The sequence below is a fragment of the Rosenbergiella collisarenosi genome (assembly GCF_018494085.1).
Taxonomy (GTDB): domain Bacteria; phylum Pseudomonadota; class Gammaproteobacteria; order Enterobacterales; family Enterobacteriaceae; genus Rosenbergiella; species Rosenbergiella collisarenosi.
Genome location: NZ_JABBFP010000004.1, coordinates 1 through 20,918 on the forward strand (window position 1 = coordinate 1; position 20,918 = coordinate 20,918).

At 49.9% G+C, this 20,918-nt stretch carries 19 protein-coding genes; 8 read left to right on the forward strand and 11 right to left on the reverse strand.

Translation table 11 applies throughout. The features are described 5' to 3' along the window. From HGT70_RS07835 to HGT70_RS07855, 5 genes are all read right to left on the reverse strand, one after another. Nucleotides 1-1,869, reverse strand: a 1,869-nt coding sequence (locus HGT70_RS07835) for a two-partner secretion domain-containing protein (RefSeq protein ID WP_214195514.1), incomplete at its 3' end; no start/stop codon positions are given. A 10-nt stretch (nt 1,870-1,879) separates the two neighbouring features. Continuing rightward, a complete protein-coding gene (locus tag HGT70_RS07840) occupies nt 1,880-3,496 on the reverse strand; it encodes a ShlB/FhaC/HecB family hemolysin secretion/activation protein (RefSeq protein ID WP_244968884.1) in 1,617 nt (538 codons plus the stop codon). Nucleotides 3,497-4,121: 625 nt separating this feature from the next. Then, nucleotides 4,122-4,991, reverse strand: coding sequence for a glucose-1-phosphate thymidylyltransferase RfbA (rfbA, locus tag HGT70_RS07845; protein ID WP_214195516.1), 870 nt, complete (start codon nt 4,989-4,991; stop codon nt 4,122-4,124). After that, a complete protein-coding gene (rfbB, locus tag HGT70_RS07850; protein WP_071431732.1) occupies nt 4,988-6,070 on the reverse strand; it encodes a dTDP-glucose 4,6-dehydratase in 1,083 nt (360 codons plus the stop codon). The genes rfbA and rfbB overlap by 4 nt, the downstream gene beginning before the upstream one ends. 97 nt (nt 6,071-6,167) lie before the next feature. Further along, a complete protein-coding gene (locus HGT70_RS07855) occupies nt 6,168-7,334 on the reverse strand; it encodes a nucleotide sugar dehydrogenase (RefSeq protein ID WP_071431734.1) in 1,167 nt (388 codons plus the stop codon). A gap of 703 nt (nt 7,335-8,037) precedes the next feature. On the opposite strand from HGT70_RS07855, the gene HGT70_RS07860 reads away from it, so the two are divergent. Continuing rightward, nucleotides 8,038-8,388, forward strand: a complete 351-nt coding sequence (locus HGT70_RS07860; RefSeq protein ID WP_214195517.1) for a hypothetical protein — start codon at nt 8,038-8,040, stop codon at nt 8,386-8,388. 260 nt (nt 8,389-8,648) lie between these two features. Continuing rightward, entirely contained in the window at nt 8,649-8,969 is a 321-nt protein-coding gene (locus tag HGT70_RS07865) for a hypothetical protein (RefSeq protein ID WP_214195518.1), read from the forward strand. Between the two features lie 34 nt (nt 8,970-9,003). Here HGT70_RS07865 and HGT70_RS07870 read toward each other — a convergent pair whose 3' ends face one another. Further along, nucleotides 9,004-9,972: a PDR/VanB family oxidoreductase gene (locus HGT70_RS07870; protein ID WP_214195519.1), complete on the reverse strand. Its 969-nt coding sequence runs from the start codon at nt 9,970-9,972 to the stop codon at nt 9,004-9,006. An 8-nt stretch (nt 9,973-9,980) separates the two neighbouring features. Further along, a complete protein-coding gene (gene hpxD, locus HGT70_RS07875) occupies nt 9,981-11,012 on the reverse strand; it encodes a molybdenum cofactor-independent xanthine hydroxylase subunit HpxD (RefSeq protein WP_214195520.1) in 1,032 nt (343 codons plus the stop codon). A 119-nt stretch (nt 11,013-11,131) separates the two neighbouring features. Between hpxD and HGT70_RS07880 the strand changes: the two genes are divergently transcribed. From HGT70_RS07880 to HGT70_RS07905, 6 genes are all read left to right on the forward strand, one after another. Beyond that, entirely contained in the window at nt 11,132-12,040 is a 909-nt protein-coding gene (locus tag HGT70_RS07880; protein ID WP_214195521.1) for a LysR family transcriptional regulator, read from the forward strand. A 640-nt stretch (nt 12,041-12,680) separates the two neighbouring features. Continuing rightward, nucleotides 12,681-13,223 (forward strand): Csu type fimbrial protein, encoded by a 543-nt coding sequence (locus HGT70_RS07885; RefSeq protein WP_214195522.1) that lies wholly within the window; start codon nt 12,681-12,683, stop codon nt 13,221-13,223. Nucleotides 13,224-13,238: 15 nt separating this feature from the next. Beyond that, nucleotides 13,239-13,751: a Csu type fimbrial protein gene (locus tag HGT70_RS07890; RefSeq protein ID WP_214195523.1), complete on the forward strand. Its 513-nt coding sequence runs from the start codon at nt 13,239-13,241 to the stop codon at nt 13,749-13,751. Between the two features lie 3 nt (nt 13,752-13,754). Beyond that, nucleotides 13,755-14,522, forward strand: a complete 768-nt coding sequence (locus HGT70_RS07895) for a fimbrial biogenesis chaperone (RefSeq protein WP_214195524.1) — start codon at nt 13,755-13,757, stop codon at nt 14,520-14,522. After that, on the forward strand, nt 14,522-16,885 hold the full coding sequence (locus HGT70_RS07900; protein WP_214195525.1) for a fimbria/pilus outer membrane usher protein: 2,364 nt from the start codon (nt 14,522-14,524) through the stop codon (nt 16,883-16,885). The genes HGT70_RS07895 and HGT70_RS07900 overlap by 1 nt, the downstream gene beginning before the upstream one ends. After that, a complete protein-coding gene (locus tag HGT70_RS07905; protein ID WP_214195526.1) occupies nt 16,882-17,829 on the forward strand; it encodes a Csu type fimbrial protein in 948 nt (315 codons plus the stop codon). Before HGT70_RS07900 ends, HGT70_RS07905 begins: the two co-directional genes overlap by 4 nt. Before the next feature lie 60 nt (nt 17,830-17,889). On the opposite strand, the gene HGT70_RS07910 is transcribed toward HGT70_RS07905, so the two are convergent. From HGT70_RS07910 to HGT70_RS07925, 4 genes are all read right to left on the reverse strand, one after another. Continuing rightward, nucleotides 17,890-18,273: a hypothetical protein gene (locus HGT70_RS07910; RefSeq protein ID WP_214195527.1), complete on the reverse strand. Its 384-nt coding sequence runs from the start codon at nt 18,271-18,273 to the stop codon at nt 17,890-17,892. Between the two features lies 1 nt (nt 18,274). Further along, the gene (locus tag HGT70_RS07915) at nt 18,275-18,478 is read right to left on the reverse strand and encodes a hypothetical protein (protein ID WP_214195528.1); all 204 of its coding nucleotides are present in this window, start codon (nt 18,476-18,478) and stop codon (nt 18,275-18,277) included. A gap of 131 nt (nt 18,479-18,609) precedes the next feature. After that, the gene (gene rfbD / locus HGT70_RS07920) at nt 18,610-19,464 is read right to left on the reverse strand and encodes a dTDP-4-dehydrorhamnose reductase (protein WP_214195529.1); all 855 of its coding nucleotides are present in this window, start codon (nt 19,462-19,464) and stop codon (nt 18,610-18,612) included. A 4-nt stretch (nt 19,465-19,468) separates the two neighbouring features. Then, nucleotides 19,469-20,899, reverse strand: coding sequence for a lipopolysaccharide biosynthesis protein (locus tag HGT70_RS07925; protein ID WP_214195530.1), 1,431 nt, complete (start codon nt 20,897-20,899; stop codon nt 19,469-19,471). Nucleotides 20,900-20,918 lie beyond the last annotated feature (19 nt).

The following is a 20,918-nucleotide window of genomic DNA, read 5'->3' on the forward strand; positions in this document are numbered from 1 at the left end:
GGTTATGCGAAGATCCGCCCCGCCGAGGATCGTCCCGCCCTGATTGGTTAACACTGCGGTGGTTAAGGTTGCCTCCTCCCGAGCCGCGATGATCCCTTGGTGATTATCGAGGTCTCCGCTACTCAGCGTTAAGCGGCCCTCGCTAAGGATACCGCCCGACGCTGCATTACCGCGGTTAGTTAAGCGCCCACCCTGTAGGGCGAGCGTCAGTGACTCACCGGCCTGGATCAGCCCGCTATTATTATTAAGCCCCTGACTGGTCAGCCCGATGCGACGAGAGGCCGCAATAACCCCCTGTTGGTTATCAAGTAGAGATGAGGGGGTGTTGACGTCAATCTCGGTGCCACGGATTTCCCCCTGCTGATTAAGTAGCTGTGAACCGCTGAGAGACAGGCGCTGGCCCTGCGTCAGGATGCGGCCTTGCGTGTTATCGATCCCGCCTTGATGAGCAAGCGTGAGGGCCTGCTCGCCCTGTTGCGCGAGGGTTCCGCCTCGATTCGAGAGGCGGTTGGCGCGGATCGCTAGCGTTTCGCCGCTCAGGTGCCCGCCATCGTTGATCACATCCGCCGTACTACTCACCGTGATGCGTTTTGCGACCACCTGCGCGTTGCGCGTCTCGACGTTACCCGCACTCGCGTTGAGCTCGACGCTTTCGGCCTGTGTCTGACTGGTGTTGGCCGTGACCCGTTGCGCGCTCACCCGTACGTTGCCTTGCGCGCGCTGTACGCCACTGAGCGCGATAGCGCCTGCGCTGGTCAGGGTCAGGTTGGCGGATTGACCCGCTTGTCCCTGCGGCGCAATACCTGCGGCCAGTACGCCGCTACTGGTTAGGTCGCCGCCGGCGGTGAGCTGTATATGCTGGCTCGCCTGCAGGTTACCGCTGTTCGTCAGCGTTCCCGCCGTGGTGATCACTACCTCCCCCGCCGCCGCGCCGAGCGTCCCGGCGTTACGTACCCCGACGCCCGCTTCGGTGCCTCGCAGGACAATTTTATTGGCATACATACCGCCGATCTGGGAGACATCCACCGCAAACTGTGGGCGTTCGCCATCGCGGGCGCTCTGGGCGTGGACCGCGCCGTTACGCGCATCAATCTTATTCGCCCCAACGGTTATCGCCAGCGCCTTGGCGTGCACTGCCGCATTGATTTTTACCGCACGGGCCAGCAGCTCGGTGCTATCTTGGCGCGTACTATCCATCCCCTTGCCTTCGACCCGAATCAGGCCTCGCTCGACGGCGTAATGACTGAGCTGGCCGTCGGTAAGCGCAACGTTGCCCGTGGTGAGCGTGGCACGATTAGCATTAATAAAACCACAGCCGTCGCAGGTGATCCCGGCAGGATTCGCGATGATGATATCGGCCTGGCGACCCGCTACCTCCAACAGGCCATGCAGGCGCGAGGGGTCACGGCTATTCACTTCATTGAGAATAACCTTTGCTTCGCCCCTGCCGAGCCAAGGGTTGGCCGTGACATAACCCGCGAGCTGGGTTTGGCTGGCGGTACGGCCATTATTCAAAATGGCCCCTTGGCGTTCGATATCGAACTGAGTATAGGTATTGTGCGAGACGCCGGCGGCACTGGGCGGTCGAATATTGACCTGCTCCATCCCACTCGCCGTTTGCACGACGGTCGGTCGCTGAGCGGCTTGCGAGTCTGCAATGATCCTAGCCTGTGCCGGTAGGCTAATGCTCCCCGCCGCGAGCAGTAACGCTAAGCTAAGCCGAGTCAGACGAAAAGCCCCCGAGGCTGACTGGCGGGCGATGCGCGGGCAAGGAGCACTGAGTGACTGCGTCGCTACTGTAATATCGGCGACCACCATTGCCATCCCCCGGGCGCGATTAAACACGATCCGATAGCGATTTTTATTCATCCTTGAATCCTCAATAGAACCAATTAAGCGTAAAGCCCAGCGTTACACGGTCTTGCATAAAGCCTTGCGGAGCCGATAGGGGTACACCGATAAAGGTGTCGTAGCCGGTGGAGAGTACCTGCCCGCGGATCCCCACCACGCTGCCGACCAGGGTGCGTCCCAGTAATGGCGTGGTGCTGTGTCCTTTAACCACGCCATAGTCCACCCCTAGATAAAGCTGCTGCGCGGCGAAGGGAGTGAACCAACTCCATTCATTACGAAGTAAGTGCCCCTGATCGGCACTGAGGGAACGTTCACCATCGAAGCCACGCACCGTCCAGCGGCCACCGATGGAAAATTGTTCCGTGGGGGTTAAGTGCGTAGGGGTGAGCTGCTGCTGATAGAGCAATTGATAGCGAAAATTCTGCGATCCCAGCGTAAACGGCAGGGTAAAATCGGCATTGAGTTGCACAATACGGCTTAACGCCGTCGCCTCACCAAAGGCCTCCTCTGTCGCAGGCAGCGCGCCAAACCATCGGGTACCCTGCTGATAACTCGCCATAAGATTGAGGGTGGCGGCTTGAATAAAATGTTGATGGTGAAGTGTCGCTTTCCACGATGTTGTTTTACGATGCTGAGTCGCGATAGCCGTATCATCGATAAAATTCTTCGACCCACGCATCGTCACCGCGCCGGTCAGCCGAGTTTTATGCTGTGCGCCGCGATGAATGATGCGACCCAGTTGTAGCGCCAGTTGTTGACTCTGCCCACGATAACGATAATCGGCGTGGGCCCCGGCAATCGTCTGGTAATAATCGTTATAACTCCCGGTAAGGCTGGCCAGCCAATAGCCATAAGGCAACGTGTACTGTCCGGTATAGTTGTGGGTTCCCTTGCCGCCGCGGGCAAACAGGGCTTTGCCTGCGTTGAGATACAGACTGTCGCTGAGCGTCAACGGGTTATCGAGATAGAGGGTAGTTCCGGCTTGGTAGCGGCCGGTGCTGCGTGTGCCCGAATCGTCGAGGAAGAGGCCGAGCCGCCACTGGCGCGCTTGCTGCCAGTTGACGACGATATCGCTCTCTCCTGGCTGCTCGGTCGGAACTATTTCCATACTCGCCTGTACCGACGGCAGGCGTTGTAAATTTTCCAGTCCTTGTTCGAGATCGCGAAGATCGACTAACGCCCCGGATCGTGCGGGAAAGGCAGTGGTAAGGGAGATGCCCCTACGCGGCTCAGGCCCAGTGGTCAGCTGCCTGACCTTGCCGGGGACTAGCGTGAGGTGAAGGACTGCACGGGTCAAGTCTTGCTCTGTGGCCAGCACGCGGCTTGTGACATAGCCGTGATCCACCAGCCGATTCTGTAGGCGGCGCATCAGCAAATTTATCCCCTGACTCCCTAAGCATTGACCGACGGCGGTATTGGCGAGTCGCTGTAGGGCAAGCCAGCGCGGGAACGCCTCGTTGCCAGAGAGCGTGACCTGTCGTAGGGGAAAGCAAGGCGTTTCTTGAGGAAAACCTTTCATTAGTGAGATGTCGGAGGGTAGTTCGACACGCACATCTGGGTCCGGTAACGCTAAGCGCTGTTCCAAGGCACGCTGCTGGGCTTGCTGATGGATCAGTTGCTGGTCGTTATCGGGCAGCGTAGACATCGTCACGACTTGCCCGACGGCCGCACCTGTCCGCTCTAGGAGCTTGGCTGATGCCTCGCCTGATAGGGTAAATGAGATCGGCCACAGGGCCAGTAAGAGTCGATGCCGAAAAGAGGCTGAGTAATAGACCACGTTATTCCCTTACGTGTTAGCGCGTAACCATCCTGTTACACGTCGCTGCCGAGTACTATTATCACCCTAGCAACGACCGGTAATATAAATACAGCGTTATTTATGACAAGTGAGAGCTTTTACACAATATTTTGTGTTACGTCACAACGTTCGGCGGGTAAATTAGTCTTTTATATAATGTGTTGCAGCGGGATATATCGATATTAATGAATAACGCGGTTGAGCTTCGCGGATAATAAATAGAGGTTATGTTAACTATTGTCGTTGATTGGGGGGGCGAGTTATTTTAAATAATAGGTTAGATAATTATGTTATTAATAATTCTAAGCGTTCTTATAAATATTTATTATGTCGGCTAATATCTTCACCTTAATAATGACTCGACAAAAACGCTACGAATATTAGAAGACACTGGCTCTGTGGCCAATTGGAAACGACTCACCGTGATGGGGAAACATTCACCATGGCAACCTGATGTTGCCATGGTGCATGGTTAGAATAGCTCGATCACGGTAGCCAGATATTCGCCATAACGTGTTTTAGCTAGACGTTGGCTTTGTGCCAATACCTGTTCGCGCGTTAACCAGCCTTGACGATAGGCAATCTCTTCTAAACACGCCACCTTGAAGCCCTGACGCTCTTCTATGGTATGAATAAATTGCGAGGCATCTAATAAACTTTCGTGGGTGCCAGTATCTAACCATGCAAAGCCGCGCCCTAACCGTTCGACGTTAAGCTGTCCTTGTTCGAGATACATTTGGTTGATCGCGGTAATTTCTAACTCGCCACGCGACGACGGTTTTACGCGCTTCGCCATCTCAGTGACTTGATTATCGTAGAAATAGAGGCCAGTCACTGCCCAGTTTGAGCGAGGCGCGAGAGGTTTCTCCTCCAATGACAGCGCTTTAAACTGGTGGTCGAACTCCACCACTCCGTAGCGTTCAGGGTCACGGACTTGATAACCGAAGACGGTTGCGCCCGCTAAGTTCTCCGCCACCGACACTAATTTACTACCGAATCCCTGTCCAAAGAACACATTATCGCCCAATACCAACGCACAATTTTCGCCGGCAATAAAGGTCTCGCCAATCAGGAAGGCCTGAGCCAGCCCTTCTGGCTTAGGTTGTACCTCATAGGTTAAACGCAGGCCAAATTGCTGACCATTTCCCAAGAGTCGCTGAAAAGACGTGAGATCGTCCGGCGTGGTAATAATTAGGATGTCACGGATCCCGGCGATCATTAATACCGAGATTGGATAATAGATCATCGGTTTGTCGTAAACCGGTAATAACTGCTTAGAGATGCCTTGAGTGATCGGATAGAGACGCGTTCCCGATCCCCCCGCGAGTACGATACCTTTCATAGTTGGACTCCTTCCACTTGAGAAGCGCTCGTCGTCAACGTCGCATAGCTGCCATCGAGAACCGCTTGCCACCACTCTGGATTCGCGAGATACCAGTCTACCGTTTTACGTAAACCGGACTCGAAGGTTTCCAGCGGGTGCCAATTCAGCTGCTGAGCGATTTTGGTCGCGTCGATCGCGTAGCGCTTATCGTGCCCAGGACGATCGGTAACAAACTGGATCAGTTGTGTATAACTGTCGATGCCTTGAGGTTTATCCGGGAACCGCTCGTCGAGCAATTGGCAGATACTGTTTACCACATCGATATTGCGCTTCTCGTTATGTCCGCCGATGTTATAGGTCTCACCAACTTTCCCTTCGAGGGCGACACAGAGTAGCGCCCGCGCATGGTCGGCAACATAGAGCCAGTCGCGGATCTGTTCTCCCATACCGTAAATCGGTAACGGTTTACCCTGTAATGCATTGAGGATAACCAGTGGAATTAATTTTTCAGGAAACTGATAAGGCCCGTAATTATTTGAACAGTTAGTTACGATCACCGGTAGCTGGTAAGTACGATGCCAGGCACGTACTAGATGGTCGCTAGCCGCTTTCGACGCCGAATAGGGGCTACTTGGCGCATAAGGCGTTTGCTCAGTGAAGAAGTCATCGCTATGCGCTAAATCGCCAAACACTTCATCGGTAGAGATGTGATGGAAGCGGAAAGTTGCCTGCTCGGTTTCGGGAAGCTGTTGAAAATAGTGACGTGTCGCTTCTAGTAATTCGAAGGTACCGAGGATATTCGACTCGATAAAGTTATCGGGTCCAGAGATAGAGCGATCAACGTGACTCTCTGCGGCGAGGTGCATCACAACTTGCGGTTGGAATTCACTGAATAGCTGAGTAATCGCCGGTCTGTCTCCAATAGAAGTATGACTAAAGCGATAGCGAGGATGGCTGGCAACCGAGCTGAGCGAATGAAGGTTCCCCGCATACGTTAACGCGTCAATCACTAATACCTGATGCGTCGTGTGTTCAATAATTTGTCTCACAACCTCGGAGCCGATAAAGCCTGCGCCGCCAGTAACCGCTATTCTCATTTTGCTTCCCTGTGCTGGGTCTTATTTATTACTCGGGGTAGTGTACCGCACAAAATAAAAAAGGCTGACAAAAGTCAGCCTTATTTATTAGGAAAGCTTAGTCATTGCCGAACAGATCACGGGTATAGACTTTTTCTCGTACATCCTGCAACTCTTCAACCAGTCGGTTGGCGATGATTAGATCACAGTCCTGCTTGAGTTGCTGCAGATCATGGGTGACCGGCGAATTGAAGAAGGTCTCTTCGTTGAGGACTGGCTCGTACACCATCACGTCAACCCCTTTCGCCTTCAAGCGCTTCATAATGCCTTGGATGGCGGAGGCGCGGAAATTATCAGAGCCGGCCTTCATCACTAAGCGATAGATACCAACGCGTTTGGGCTGCTTTTTCAGGATACTTTCGGCCACGAAATCCTTACGGGTACGGTTAGCGTCGACGATAGCGGTAATGATGTTGTTGGGTACCTGCTCGTAGTTCGCGCGTAACTGCTTAGTGTCTTTTGGTAAGCAATACCCCCCATAGCCGAATGACGGGTTGTTATAGTGATTGCCGATACGCGGATCGTGGCTCACCCCTTCGATGATTTGTCGTGCATCGAGACCATGATGCTCGGCATAGCTATCGAGTTCGTTGAAGTAGGCGATACGCAGTGCGAGGTAGGTATTGGCGAAGAGTTTGATAGCTTCGGCTTCGGTATCGTCAGTAAAGAGTACCGGGATATCCTCTTTTTCCGCGCCATCAACGAGCAGTTGCGCGAACTGGCGAGCGGCCTCGCTCTGGCTACCGACCACAATGCGCGAAGGATATAAGTTGTCGTAGAGGGCTTTGCCTTCGCGCAAAAACTCTGGCGAGAAAATAATATTCTCAACTCCGAGTTTTTCTTTCAAACTACGCGTAAAACCGACAGGGATCGTCGATTTAATAATAATGGTGGCTTGCGGATTGATCGCCAGCACATCTTGGATCACCGATTCGACGCTACGGGTATTGAAATAGTTAGACTCTACGTCATAGTCCGTCGGCGTTGCGACGATAACGAATTGCGCATCTTGGTAAGCGAACTGCTTATCGGTAGTGGCAGTGAAATTCAGCGGCTTGTTGGCGAGATAGTGCTCGATTTCACGATCAACAATCGGCGATTGCTGGTTATTTAATTTTTCGACCTTCTGTTGGTCTATATCTAACGCAACCACTTGATTATGTTGCGCAAGCAGAATTCCGTTTGAGAGTCCAACATATCCCGTGCCAGCAATCGCAATCTTCATTACCTGAGTTCCTGTATTTAGGTCGAAATAATAAGAATTTTTAATTTTTTGAATCGATATTATGCCTGTTTTATTACGCTTCTGCGAAAATAAATGACTTAAGCCCTTAATTTTCGGATTAAAAGCGTTTTTTCTTATTAAAATAAGGCTTAAAAATCGCTGGGGTAATGACTGCCACGCCCTCGAGGAAGATTTTCGCTATAGCGGGCCCAAGATCAAATAACTCAACACCCCCCACCGGCAAGCGCGTTAAATCAATGACGCTCCATAGTACGTCGCCTTTATTTGCCACAATCAACGTTTTATCGTCTGGGCTGAAGGCGGTATCTATCGGCTACGCGCCGACTTCAAGGCTGGCGAGTTGCTGTCACTGCGTAGCGAGCAACGAGATACGTGGCTCCTTGTCGCCAATCGCTACCTGTTGGGACGATAATCCACGATTCGCGAGGAGAGTAGCCAAAAAAACGTCATATCTCTCATCAAGGTCAATAAAAGGGGAGATAAATCTTGTCATAGATAAAGTGCTTAATGGATAAGGGAATGAAACCTAGGCGAGTGCAAAAAACAGGATACGCCAAAATCCCGAGAGTGCAGACAAAGGAGGGCTTACGCTGGCGATATGAATGGTTTTGGAAAGCCATTTCTATTTGGAATTGTTGGATAAAAGTCCCTGCTGACAGATTTAACCGGAGAGTGACTTATTATGAGGAATAGAGAATTTATTGCCTTAACAATACTGTTTTCGTTTCAGATTAGCGCGGCATTTACGCAACCCGAAATGACGCAATTAAGAGAGATAAATGAAAAATATATAAAAGAAGAAATTGATGCTAGGAAAAAACTAGAATTAGCGATAAAGGAAGCAATCGTAAACCTACCCAAAGAAAAATCAAACATCCTAAAATTACATGAGCTATGGGGGCAAACCACCAAAATAAAATGTCGACTTGCTATTCTTGACTCACTCAATACCGATGCAGAGACAGCCAATAAATACGAATGCCTGGCTAATGAATATACCGCAGAGGCTCATTTTTTAAATGGCACCTATTAAATCATCCGTATCTAGAGTTAGATGTCGGTTCCCGCAAGATAGCTCGCCATGCAGTGGGCTATTCGCGACTAAGCTCTATAAATAAAACCTGCTTGCCCAGCTTATCAACCGCGATAAGTCAGAGCTCATGACTTTTCAGCTTGGCCATCACAGTTTTCAAACAAGCCTCCCAGATATTTCTGTAATCTATGGGCACGTACATCCAATGTTAAGAGAATCGACTATACTGAGTGACGATACTTTCTTCTGGGAGAATGATAATGAAAAAAATAGCTATCCTCGTTTGCACATTGACCCTCTCTTTCGGCGCTTTCGCGGCGACACAAGCTAGCGAGGATGCCCTCGCCACCGCCCATAAAGGCGCGGATACGGCTAAAGAGAAATTACACGCCGCGCAAAATAAAGGCGCGCAGCAAAAGCTCAAAGCACAACATGCGGCGGAAGGTAAAGCCAACTCAACCGGTAGCAAAATCTCCGAAGGCTCGCAAAAAGCCTGGCATAGCACCAAGCAAGGCGCTGAGAAGGGTTGGGATAAAACTAAAGAAGGTGCCGAGGATCTGAAAAACGACATCTCACCTTAGTAACCGCTAGGCCCTATCACTGGATAGGGCTTTATTAGAGATCCAGCACCAATACTTCACTACGACTACGCGAACAACACAGCGCAACCTGCTGTGATGGCCCACACTTCTCCTGCTCGCTCTGCACTGTATCCCGATGATCGACCTCCCCCGCGACCACGCCGGTTAGACAGGCACCGCACATTCCCATTTCACAGGAAAGCGGAATCGCCACCCCTTGTTCGAGTAACACCTGTGCGATCGTCTGCGTCGGTGCGACTGGCCACTGTTGACCGGTTGACGCTAGAGTCACCATAAAGCTCTCGTCGGCTCCCGCCTGACGCGGGGTGCTGGCTGGCTTAAAGGCTTCGGTAAAGACAGCCTCTGCGGGCCAACCATAAGCGATGGCGCACTCGCGCTGCTGTTGCATAAAACCTTCCGGCCCGCAGAGGTAGATCAGGGTGTCAGGCGCAGGCTGGGTAAGATCACACGCGATATGCTGGCGTGGGCTGTTGCCCTGCTCACTCAACCAGAGATGGCACTCACCCTGCTGCCATGGAGTAGAGAGTGCTGACAGGTAGGCCACCTGATGTGCCTGACGGCAGTAATAATGGAGCGTGAAGGCCACCCCTTGCTGTTCTAACTGCAGCGCCATCGCATACAGCGGGGTGATCCCGATACCCGCGGCGATCAGCACCACGCGCTTGGCGGGTTGCAGCGCAAAGAGGTTACGCGGTGGCGAGATCAGTAAACGATCGCCTGGGCGCAGCTGTTGATGTACGAAGCGTGACCCACCACGGGAGGCAGTATCAAAGGCAACACAGATATGGTAGCGGTGGCGATCGCGGTTCGACCCGGTGAGTGAATATTGGCGTGATAAGCCCGGGGCAAGCTGTATATCGATATGCGCCCCTGCCTCCCAAAATGGCAATTCGCTATTTGGCGCCTCGGCCATCAGGCTCACCGCTAAATTTCCAGAGCCTTGCAAGCACAGGCTCTCCACGATCACTGATAACTGTTGCATCGCCCACCTCACACTAAGAAGAAATCGCCGAAGCCCATTTTTTTCAGTCCACGCCGATAGGCGATAGAGCTGCGATCCGCAGGGATATGTGCCTCAAGGCTAAGGTCGAGGGGCAGCCGCTCCGGCATCTGCGTTTCGACCATCAGACGGTCCTCCTCGAACACGCGCTGGTTAAAGGCATACACGTCTTCGACCGGGATATCGAGATCGAAATTACGCGCGATGGGCGCGAACATCCGCGTTTTACGCGCCGAGACTGGCGAGGCGGCATTCATGATGACCAACCGCGCGTCGCCGGGGAAATGAATGGTTAAGGTAGCGGTAAAGGGAAGGTGCATCTCGAAGTGGCGTAACCACTTGAACCCTTCTGGGGCGCGGAACTCGCTGCTAGCAGGATAGTTACCGACGGTACTCCAATAGTCAGCCTCGAAGCCATAGTCGCGCTCGATAGCCTGATAGTCGGGAACCTGTTGGTTGCTGGCATCGGCAAAGGTGTCAGTATGGATCCACGCGAAGTGCGCGACATCGAGGAAGCCTTCGACCTGCCGCCCGGCGAAGCCATTGACCTCGAAGCCCGGGCAGTTAATTTGTTGGAAACCGGCGCTTTCCCAATGCGGCATCACCGGCAGCTTAGCGGGCTGTTCTGCATCGAATGCGAGACAGACCCAGATCAGGCCGTAACGTTCTTCTACTTTATAGGTCGAGAGATTGAGCTTGGCCGGTATGGCTTGGTCAGGGCTAGAAGGAATGCGATTGCACTTACCGCCTGCGCCGAAGCGTAAGCCATGGTAGGGGCAGACAATCCCCTGCTCATCATGAAAACCTAGCGTTAAGGGTACCCCGCGATGTGGACAGACATCGCGCGCCGCAACCACCTCCCCCTGGATGCGATAGAGCACCAGTTGCTCGTCCAGTAATACCGCTTTTACCGGTGCCCCGCCGATATCCATGGCGCGCGCGACGGGGTGCCATTGCGCGGCGAGTTTTAACCAATCGTCAGGCTCGAAGGTACAGTGTGCGGGAGGGGTTACGTTGCTCATAATGGGTTCCTTAATAATCGCCGGACTATTTTTGTTATGAGATAAGTGATAAACCTTTTACCTGTTCTAATCCATCATTAATAATTCAGTATGCTGTTGCAAAAAAGAGAACACTTACCATGAGCCCATTTTCCCGCTTCGCCCTCTATTATCTCGCCGTAGTTCGCAGCGGTAGCCTACGCAAGGCTGCCGAACGCCTGCATATCTCTGCCTCGGCGATCAATCGGCAGATTTTACAGGCGGAGGCGTCATTCGGAACGCCACTGTTTGAGCGACTCGCCGATGGGTTACGCATGACGACGGCGGGTGAGCTGCTGTACGCCGACCTGCTACGCTGGCAGCGAGAGTTTGAGGTGACGAAACAGCGTTTCGATGAGATCCAGGGGCTACAGCGGGGTAAGGTTAAGATCGGCTTAGTGCAAGCCCTCAATCAAGGTGAAATTGCCGATTGTTTAGCACGTCTGGTCGAGCAGTACCCGTCGTTAACGTTAGAAATCGTGATCGAGAGTAGTAAGGCGATCGGCGAACAGTTACGAACGGCTAATCTAGATGTGGGATTATTACTGGATCCGGGGGAGGTGTCCGGTCTCGAGGTCAGGAGTTTTTGTGAACTCGACGTAGGTGTCGCCCTTTCCCCTCGCCATCCGTTGGCAGCGAAAAAAACATTGAGGCTTAGTGAGTTACATGGGCAACGCCATATTCTACCGGGTGAGAACCTAGTAGTGCACGAACGCGTAATTGCGCTGTATCAGCGCGCGGCGCTGTCTGTGGAGAATACGATTATCTGCAACGATATAGCGCTTATTCGTCACTTTGTAACTAAAGATAGTGGAATAGCGCTGCTATGTCAGCTCGACGTACAGCGAGAGATAGAGGAAGGGAGCTTGGTGTTTATTCCCCTCCACAACAACCGGACTTTGCCGTTAACCTTGGCATTATGCGTTGCGCCATCACGCCAGCTTTCGCGGGCCGCACTACGGGTTATTCAACAGTTAAGCGAGAGTATCGAGATCATCGCGACGAAATAGTCGTTAACAGATAAGTGATAGTTGTTATTACGTCAAGCTGTATGACATAGGGTGTAGCCCACGAGAATAAACATAACGAAGAGGATACTGAAGGGATTGATGGCTAAAGATTATTCATTATCTAAAAGCCATCTTCCATGTAATAATTTTATCGATAAAAAAATGCTAACCTAGGATTAGCCTGTTAATAATAGAAATAGGTAGACACCTACCCTATTTATCAATTAATAAAACTGTACGTCCTTGGTAGGTATTCGGCTTGCACGTGTTAGTTTGACGATAAGCCTATTATTTTTGCTAAGAAAAATAATGTCTGTTTTTTTAAACAAGAAAACCAGCTCAATGTTTATCATTTTATCTTGATAATTTTCATCAAAACCCAAAAATAAAAATTAATGATGGTAATAAAAAGATTATTTTTTATCTTGTTGATATTATTAGTTAAATAACCTAAAAAAGCTCATTAAACTTCCTTACCAATCATTTATCCCCTCTAATGATCGGTTGGTAAGCGTAAGGATTCATTAAATACCTCTAATGTTAATTGACAATTTTATAGCGCCATAGGATTATTCCTAGCGGCGTTTTTTCGGCCACTATTACAGTTTAAAAAAACAGAACTGAAGCCAAGAGGTGTTATATGAAATTACGGCCATTCCTATTCATTATTCCATTGTTATCGTTATCAGCCTTACCCGCTTCTGCGGCGACTGAAGGCACCTTGAGCGGTCAAGTTGGTGTACAAGTTATTATTAGTGAAGGGTGTACCGTAGGAAATAACACCTCATCAGGAACCGCCAACGAATGGGGAAGTATTAACTTTGGTACCTATGCGGACTTATCCAATATTATCAACGGTACCGTTTTGGGCTCGAATGGAACCGATACCGTTACAGTGACCTGTACCTCTGGGTTATCACCGACCCTCACGCTCAATGGCGGAGGCAATCAGGCCAACCAGTTACGTAGCATGGTCTCGGGTAGTACGACGATCCCTTATCGACTCTATTCTGACTCGTCATACAGCAAGGAGATCCCGGTCAATGGCAGTATCGCGCTTGCCGCGGATGGCACTGCTCAAAGTATTCCCCTCTACGGTCGAATTCTGCCCGGCGACCAGAAATCGAGCGCACCGACTGCAGGAACCTACACCGATACTGTTACCGCAACCTTGAGTTGGTAAGGCGGCTTGGGCTGGGTGAGTAAAATAGCCATTCTTGGCTGTTTCCTATTCTTGGCTAGCGCATCAGCAGGGACCACCAGCGATACCTTCCAGGTTTCGGCGGTAATCACTAGTGGCTGCGAGTTTGGAACGACTCAGGTCAGTAGTAGCGGGAACTTCGGTACGATAAGTTTCGGTACTATAACCGCTATTGGTAATAACGTGGAGGTTGCCAGTAGCGTGGGGGCGGGATCTATCGTGGTGACTTGTACGCCGGGCACCGCGATTACGCTCTCTCTTGACTATGGCATCCATGGAGGAACGGCGGCTCAGCGCTACCTCTCTAATGGGTCAAGTGTCTTGGGCTACCAACTTTATCAAGACGCTGCATACAGTAATGTCTGGGGAAGCGGCTCACTGGCCTATAGCGTCAGTTCTTTCCCTCAATCAACGCAGACCTATACCATTTATGGTCGGCTATTTTCGATGAGTTCCCTGCCCAATAAGGGGACTTATACTGACACCATCACTGTAACCTTGGTTTATTAAGTCATGAAAATCATTAGACTACTCGCTCTTTTTATCACGATATTCTGCGTAGGCAAGTCGAACGCCGCCGGTAATGCATTGTTAGTGTGGCCGATATTGCAGACCATCGAGGCCGACCAAAGCGGTAGCGCACTATGGTTAGAAAACCGTGGTGATAGCGATATTCATCTACAGGTACGCATTTTTAGCTGGCAACAGCGAGGGTCGCAAGACCACTATGCCGATCAAACAGAGGTAGTGGCAAGCCCACCATTTATCGATATTCCCCCGCGACAGAAGCAGTTAGTGCGGTTAATTCGTACCGGTGCCGTTCCTCGTAGCGGCGAGCAAGCCTACCGTATTATTCTCGACCAGCTTCCCCCGAGCAGTGCAAGTAGTCCAAAGGACAGTGCAGGACTGCAGTTACAAATGCGCTATGTGCTACCACTATTTACCTACGCCCAGGGTGTATGGACACAGCCGCGTACCGATAAACCACGAGATGCGGCGACGGCTACCACACCCGCCTTATCGTGGAGCGTCGCACGCCAAACTCAGCCGCAATTGACGATCACCAATCACGGGCAGGTCCATGCACGACTGACCGATGTGTTCTTCGCTAAGCAGCCCATCCTCGATGGCTCTGCGGTCGTCGTGAATAAGGGGTTATTAGGGTATGTATTGGCAGGCCAGTCTATGACCTTCCCGCTACCGAAAAGTAGTCAGGATGTATCGACTTTGCATCTCTATGCAAAACTGGAAGATAATGGCCAGATTATTGCCTTAAGATAATGATCGTAAAGCTACGAGTAAGGCTATCATGCCCTTCATCATTCACCTTACTCGTTGCGTTAGCCACTCGGTTGGCCTATGCGGCTGATTACGACGCCCTCCCCAAGCCCAGCACAGTATCCGCCCCGGTGGAGCGCTATTCCCTCTGGTTAACCATTGAGACTAATGGCCGTAATGATGGAGCGGTGACACCTGTGAAGGTGGAAAACCAACATTATTTTGTTGAAAACCAAGTACTAAAAAAACATTACATCCATACTTCAGATAACCAGGAATGGGTGGATACCGCCACCCTCCCCGGGGTAACGACCCTTTACGATAGCCAGCACCAAGTATTAAAACTTCGGGTGCCTGATAGTTGGTTGCCTCTGCAATCGTTTCGGGAAAATAACGCTATTGGACAGTCGATTAGTAGTTCACAGGGACTGCTATTCAATTACGACCTTTACTCCACTAATAGCACACATAACAACCGCTATTCCACGTTATGGTTAGAGCAGCGTTATTTCTCAAGTAGCGGTTACCTTTCTAATACCGGAACGCTACGTAAAAACTGGCGAGGCGGGAACGACGCTGATCAAGGCTACCTGCGCTACGACACCACATGGCGCTATAGCGATATCGACCGCATGGTCAGTTACCAAGTCGGCGATGTGATCAGTAATTCACTTAGTTGGAGTAACTCCGTGCGCTTAGGAGGGATTAGGGTCAGCCGTAATTTTTCGATTCGTCCCGATCTAGTGACCTATCCGCTATTGAACGTTAGTGGAACGGCGGCCGTTCCCGGTAGTGTCGATCTTTTTATCAACGGCTATAAAGCCAGTAATAATACGGTAGATGCCGGCCCGTGGACGTTGACCAATACGCCCTACATTAATGGCTCTGGCGACGCGACCGTCGTCACGACCGATGCATTGGGACGGCGGGTGGAGACAAGTCTTCCTTTCTATGTAGCAAACCAACTCTTGAAACCGGGCTTAAGCGACTACGATTTCAGCGCCGGCGCCTTGCGAAATCATTATGGTACGCGCAGTGTTGACTACACGGCGGGGGCGTTAAGTAGCTATTACCGCTATGGCGTGTCGGATCACCTCACGCTCGCCGTTGAGGGCGAAGCGAGGCAGGGCTTAGTTAAGAGTGGCGTGGGTATCGATATCGCGCCTTGGCGTTTAGGTACGTTGTCGCTGAGCGCCAGTCAATCTTTTGCGCAGCAGACCGGACAGCAGCTCTCTGTCGGCTATTCGTGGATCTCTCCCCTGTTCAATCTGAGCCTTAGCCATTTACAGCGTACTCGCGCCTTTAGCGATCTCTCTGTCTACGACACCACAGCATCCCTGAGCCGCCGATCGGAGCAAGCGACACTCAGTTTCGCGCCTTTCGGCCATGCCATCGGCAATATTGGCTTGGGCTACTTTGCGATTACCTCGCAGGATCACACGCGGACTCGCCTCGCTAATCTATCGTGGAGTAAGAGCCTATGGGGAAGTAGCAGTATCAACCTCTCGTTGAATAAGACCTTAGGGGATGATGGCGTGGCAGGACAATTACAACTGATTATTCCTTTCGGTCACGACAGCTCGCTGGCGCTCGCCCAGCGTCGGGATACGAATAACCAAACCTCGCAAACGCTGACCTATAGTCGCGCCATACCGACGGAAGGGGGACTAGGGTGGAACCTCGCCAGCGATACAAGGCAGCAAGGGTATCGTCAGGCCGATTTATCGTGGAAAACCGATTACGCCTTACTGAGCGGCGGAACATATGGAAGCTCGGGTAACCACACTCAGTGGACGGATGTCAGTGGCTCCTTGGTGTGGATGGATGATGATCTGTTTGCGAGCAGTAAAATTAACGATGCCTTTATCGTTGTGAGTACCAGTGGTTATCGCGATATTCCGGTTAATTATGAAAATCGCTACTTAGGCAAGACAAATCGCTATGGGCATCTGCTCGTCCCCTATGTCAGTGCCTGGTACCCTGCAAAACTCGATATCGATCCCCTCGGCCTACCGCCGAATATGCTGCTGGCGACGGTCGAGCAACACGTCGCCGTCAGGGAAGGAAGCGGCGCGCTAGCGACATTTGCGATGCATATGACCCACCCACTGTTGTTAACCATCGTCGATCAGCACGACCAGCCTCTCGCCCAGGGAACCCAGGTCAAAGAGTTGATCAGCGGCCAGTCGACGTCGATTGGCTATGGTGGACAAGCATGGTTCGCTGATGCGCCGCAAAGCAGTAAAATTTCCGTGGGCCCCTCAGCAAGCTGTGTCTATACGCTAGCGGGTGATCATCACGACGATCAGTTAGATACCCAGAAAATTATTTGCCCCCGCAGCCCATCTAGTGAGGTTTCACCATGAAGCGCCTTATCTATCTATTATGCATTGTCGGGATATTAACCGCCCACAGCGCACTCGCCGCATGCTCCGCCTCATCCAGCAGTACCAGCTTTGGGAGTCTCAGCTCGTTTAGCCTTGCTAGTAGCTCGCAAATAGTCGAGTCGGGAACGGGCTTTACCTGCTCAGGAAGCGTGCTATCGCTGCTCGGCACTAATACCGTTACCGCTACCTTTTCCAGCTCTGCTAATGGCTCGGGGACTACGCCACGGCTGTATAACAGTGGCACGGGGGGATATATTCCTTATACGCTATGTGGGGATAGCGCCTGCAGTAGTACCTATAGTATTGGCGGGGCGAAGACCTGGAGTTCAACCTCGTTACTGGGGCTACTTGGCTTATTCAACTCGAGTGATGGCACCCTGCCCCTGTACTTGAAAACAACTAGCGGCGTGAATGTGCCTGCCGGCACTTATACCGATACCCTGACCTTAAATTGGCGCTACAACATCTGTACTTTAGGGCTATTAGGACTTTGCGCAAGTGATTCCGGCGTTGCGACCTCGACCATCATGGTTACCATGATAGTGACTAACGATTGTGCCATTAATAGCGCTCCCGATATTAATTTTGGGAGTGCCGCCCTGCCCGCAGACTTCAGCCATATCTCTGCCTCTTTAGCCATACGCTGTACCGCTAACGCTAGCTATAAGGTGAACCTCACCAGCAGTAATACGCCGAGTGGTGATTGGCGGCGAATGGCCGCGACCACCTCAAGCGGAACCGCCTATCTGCAATACCAGCTATTGCAAAGTAACGGGGTTGTCTGGACGGACAGCAATCCGCTCAGTGTTACCGGAACGGGTAACGCGCAGACGGTAAGTTACACCGCATTGGTTAATCCTAGCCAGACTAATCAGCCGGTTGGCAACTACAGCGATACGGTTACGGTGACGGTAACTTATTAGGGTGCCATCGAAGAATGAATGGGATTACCCACTCTCGATATTGAAGCGCATACCATCAGGTCATGGCCTATCTTCACCCAACAGCGATCGATCAATGATGATGGGTTCAGACATGGAACACTCTTGGTCGGAGATAATGGAGCTAACAATGAAGTGCTTAGCCGCCTGCTTTGGCCGCTGAGAGCTGACTGTGATTAATAAGGTTTGACTATAGAGTTCGCCAAAGTCTTTAGAGGCTCGCAGCCCGTGCGTACCGCTGAGCCTTTGTTGCGACAATAATTCAACCTTTGGCAGGGGCTGCGGATCGAAGTGTTCATTACGCAGCTTAGCGACAGTGATTTGTGCCGCCCAGGCTTGCGAAGTAGCGCAGTAGTCGGTATTCGATAAGGCATAGCAAGTAGGTAGCGCGAGATAGCAGGATAATGCGAGGAGTCGTCTTTTCATCTTACCACCTGCAATTGGCGGTCAGCGTAGTTCGAGAAAGCGTAGTCCCACCTACTAAATAGTCACCAATAGGAATCGGCCCGAGATCGGCGAGATGCTGCGACTGCCCGCGATTGGTATGTGGAGGGTAACCGCTGTAGCCTTGTTCGATAAATCGTTGATTGTGATATAAGCGCCCTTTCGACTGCTGGTAGATCCATGGCATCGTGCACCTCCTGATGATGAGGCAACGAGCATAAAAAATATGGCGTTAGATGAATATCGGTGAAATTCTAGATGAGAGAAGGATTTTGGGGGGAGTCTGAAGGAGACCACCCTAAGGTGGTCTTGGAGTGATTAGTCGATACGAGCTAAGACCGTAGACAGCGATTGACGCCAAGGAGAGGCGGCAACGAATTCGCCGATTTTAGCCGTAGACATTACCGAGTAAGCCGGTCGTTTAGCTGGAGTCGGGAAATCGGCAGTAGTGATCGCATTCACTTTTGGTTGCTTAGGGAGTTTACCCTGCTGCTCAGCCTGCTCGAAGATTGCCGAAGCAAATTCTGCCCAGGAGACTTGCTCATCACCACAAAAATGGTAGATACCGCCTGGTGCTGATTTTTCGGTTGTGGCCAATATCGCTTTGGCAATATCCCCTGCGTAGGTAGGACAACCGAGTTGGTCGCCGACAATACCTAGCTCTGGACGATCTTTCGCTAAACGCAGCATGGTTTTAACGAAGTTATTACCGTATTCGCTGAATACCCATGCGGTGCGGATAATAATGGCTTCCGGTAAAATGCTTTGTACCAGTAACTCACCGGCAAGTTTAGTCTTGCCGTACACACCTAACGGATAGACCGCATCGGACTCGGTATAAGGCTGAGTACCATTACCTTCGAATACGTAGTCAGTCGAGACATGAACGAACTTGGCACCGACTTTTTTTGCCGCACTAGCTAAATAAGCGGGCGCATAGGTATTAACCGCCGCTGCTTGTTCTGGCTCGGATTCAGCCTTATCGACTGCAGTGTAGGCTGCTGCATTGATAATGATAGCCGGTTGGAACTGTTCAACTTGAGCGATAACTGCTGATTGATTGCTAATATCGAGTTCAGCCGAACCGAGTGCCAATACTTCAGCATTTTTTGGGAAAAGATCTTGTAAACAACGGCCAAGCTGGCCGTTAGCGCCTGTTAGGAGGATTTTCAATTTTTCACCTTAAGTTTATTGAGAAAAAACTTCTAAATCTTTTAGAAATAAAATACAACACAATAAAATAAATTAAAGCACCGCCACAGCCAATAACTAAAAGCATAAAAAAATCTCTAACCTCGTCTAACTTATAAAAATAAAAATCTATAATGCGAAGTATGAAAAACATTATTATAGTAGATAAAAATACAGGAAATAAATTGAAAATAAATTTATAGAAACTCCCAGAAATAACATTCATCAAAACAATCATTACCGGAAAGAAATTTAGTATATTAGCGACAAGATAACACAAGGCAAAACTTTGAATATTATAATTAACACCTATTAAAAAAGACCCAAACTGTAATATAGTACCTAAAATACCCAACTTCATTAGAACATCTGTTCTTCCCTTAGCTGTAAAAACGGAACCTGTAGTGCTAAGGATAGATTGAATTATTGCAGTAGGAGCTAGCAATTTCAACACTTGAGATGTAACTGACCATTGCTCACCGAAAAATATGTTAATAATGGGAGTGCTGAATATTGCTATACCTGTCATCAATGGCGCTGTAATTAATACTATAACAAATACACAATCACAGTATGTACGATATATTAGTCGATTATCATCCTGTGCATTGCTAAGTATGGGGTATAAGGACCGTGAGGCTACAAATGATAGGCTTTGCAAAGGGAAAAGCATAATTCTATATGCTAAATTATAACTTCCTAATATCGAAGCAGACATATACCTTCCAATAATAAAGCTATCTCCGCTTCTAGCAAAATAATTAATCAAGTTAAATATAGAAAGATTCGCACTAAAAGAAAAAATTCTTCGCAGCTCTTCTTTATTAATAAATAACTTTAACGATGGTCTCCATTTAGATATATACCAAAAAAAAATAGCAGAGATAAGATTTAAAGATATTGCTTGAACTACTAAGCTATAAACTCCGAATCCTTTCCTTGCTAATATTATAGCAATAACAACAGAAAATAAAGATGAAAAAACTTCAACAAAAGAAATAACTTTGAATTTAGAATCTCTTTCCAATAAAGCCAAATGAGCTGAAACACAACTTGATAAGGGAAATGTTAAACTAAGTAGATAAAACACATACTCTAACTTTGGTTGATTATATATTCTCGATATAAAACCAGCCACAGAGCACAGAGCTATCAATATAATAAAACCTAATATTAAATTAAGCCAAAAAATAGTATTTTTAAGTTCCTCCGTGATTACCCTTTGTTGAATAAGTGCTGCTGATGTACCTAAATCTCTAAGCAATATACCCAAGTTCACGAAAACAGCAGCCATAGCCATTAACCCGTACTCATTGGGCGGTATTATTTTGGCGAGATATACTAAACTCAACAGTTGAAGTGAAATTTTGAATATTTGAGACAACGCGTTCCACTTAGCATTTGATAATAAACTCATTAACAATACCGCACCTTAT

What these genes read in the sequence shown, in the direction of transcription:
- HGT70_RS07840 (WP_244968884.1), bottom strand. Translation starts at nt 3,496, where the DNA reads ATGTCTACGCTGCCCGATAACGACCAGCAACTGATCCATCAGCAAGCC.
- rfbA (WP_214195516.1), bottom strand. Translation starts at nt 4,991, where the DNA reads ATGAAAGGTATCGTACTCGCGGGGGGATCGGGAACGCGTCTCTATCCG.
- rfbB (WP_071431732.1), bottom strand. Translation starts at nt 6,070, where the DNA reads ATGAGAATAGCGGTTACTGGCGGCGCAGGCTTTATCGGCTCCGAGGTT.
- HGT70_RS07855 (WP_071431734.1), bottom strand. Translation starts at nt 7,334, where the DNA reads ATGAAGATTGCGATTGCTGGCACGGGATATGTTGGACTCTCAAACGGA.
- HGT70_RS07860 (WP_214195517.1), top strand. Translation starts at nt 8,038, where the DNA reads ATGAGGAATAGAGAATTTATTGCCTTAACAATACTGTTTTCGTTTCAG.
- HGT70_RS07865 (WP_214195518.1), top strand. Translation starts at nt 8,649, where the DNA reads ATGAAAAAAATAGCTATCCTCGTTTGCACATTGACCCTCTCTTTCGGC.
- HGT70_RS07870 (WP_214195519.1), bottom strand. Translation starts at nt 9,972, where the DNA reads ATGCAACAGTTATCAGTGATCGTGGAGAGCCTGTGCTTGCAAGGCTCT.
- hpxD (WP_214195520.1), bottom strand. Translation starts at nt 11,012, where the DNA reads ATGAGCAACGTAACCCCTCCCGCACACTGTACCTTCGAGCCTGACGAT.
- HGT70_RS07880 (WP_214195521.1), top strand. Translation starts at nt 11,132, where the DNA reads ATGAGCCCATTTTCCCGCTTCGCCCTCTATTATCTCGCCGTAGTTCGC.
- HGT70_RS07885 (WP_214195522.1), top strand. Translation starts at nt 12,681, where the DNA reads ATGAAATTACGGCCATTCCTATTCATTATTCCATTGTTATCGTTATCA.
- HGT70_RS07895 (WP_214195524.1), top strand. Translation starts at nt 13,755, where the DNA reads ATGAAAATCATTAGACTACTCGCTCTTTTTATCACGATATTCTGCGTA.
- HGT70_RS07900 (WP_214195525.1), top strand. Translation starts at nt 14,522, where the DNA reads ATGATCGTAAAGCTACGAGTAAGGCTATCATGCCCTTCATCATTCACC.
- HGT70_RS07905 (WP_214195526.1), top strand. Translation starts at nt 16,882, where the DNA reads ATGAAGCGCCTTATCTATCTATTATGCATTGTCGGGATATTAACCGCC.
- HGT70_RS07910 (WP_214195527.1), bottom strand. Translation starts at nt 18,273, where the DNA reads ATGAAAAGACGACTCCTCGCATTATCCTGCTATCTCGCGCTACCTACT.
- HGT70_RS07915 (WP_214195528.1), bottom strand. Translation starts at nt 18,478, where the DNA reads ATGCCATGGATCTACCAGCAGTCGAAAGGGCGCTTATATCACAATCAA.
- HGT70_RS07925 (WP_214195530.1), bottom strand. Translation starts at nt 20,899, where the DNA reads ATGAGTTTATTATCAAATGCTAAGTGGAACGCGTTGTCTCAAATATTC.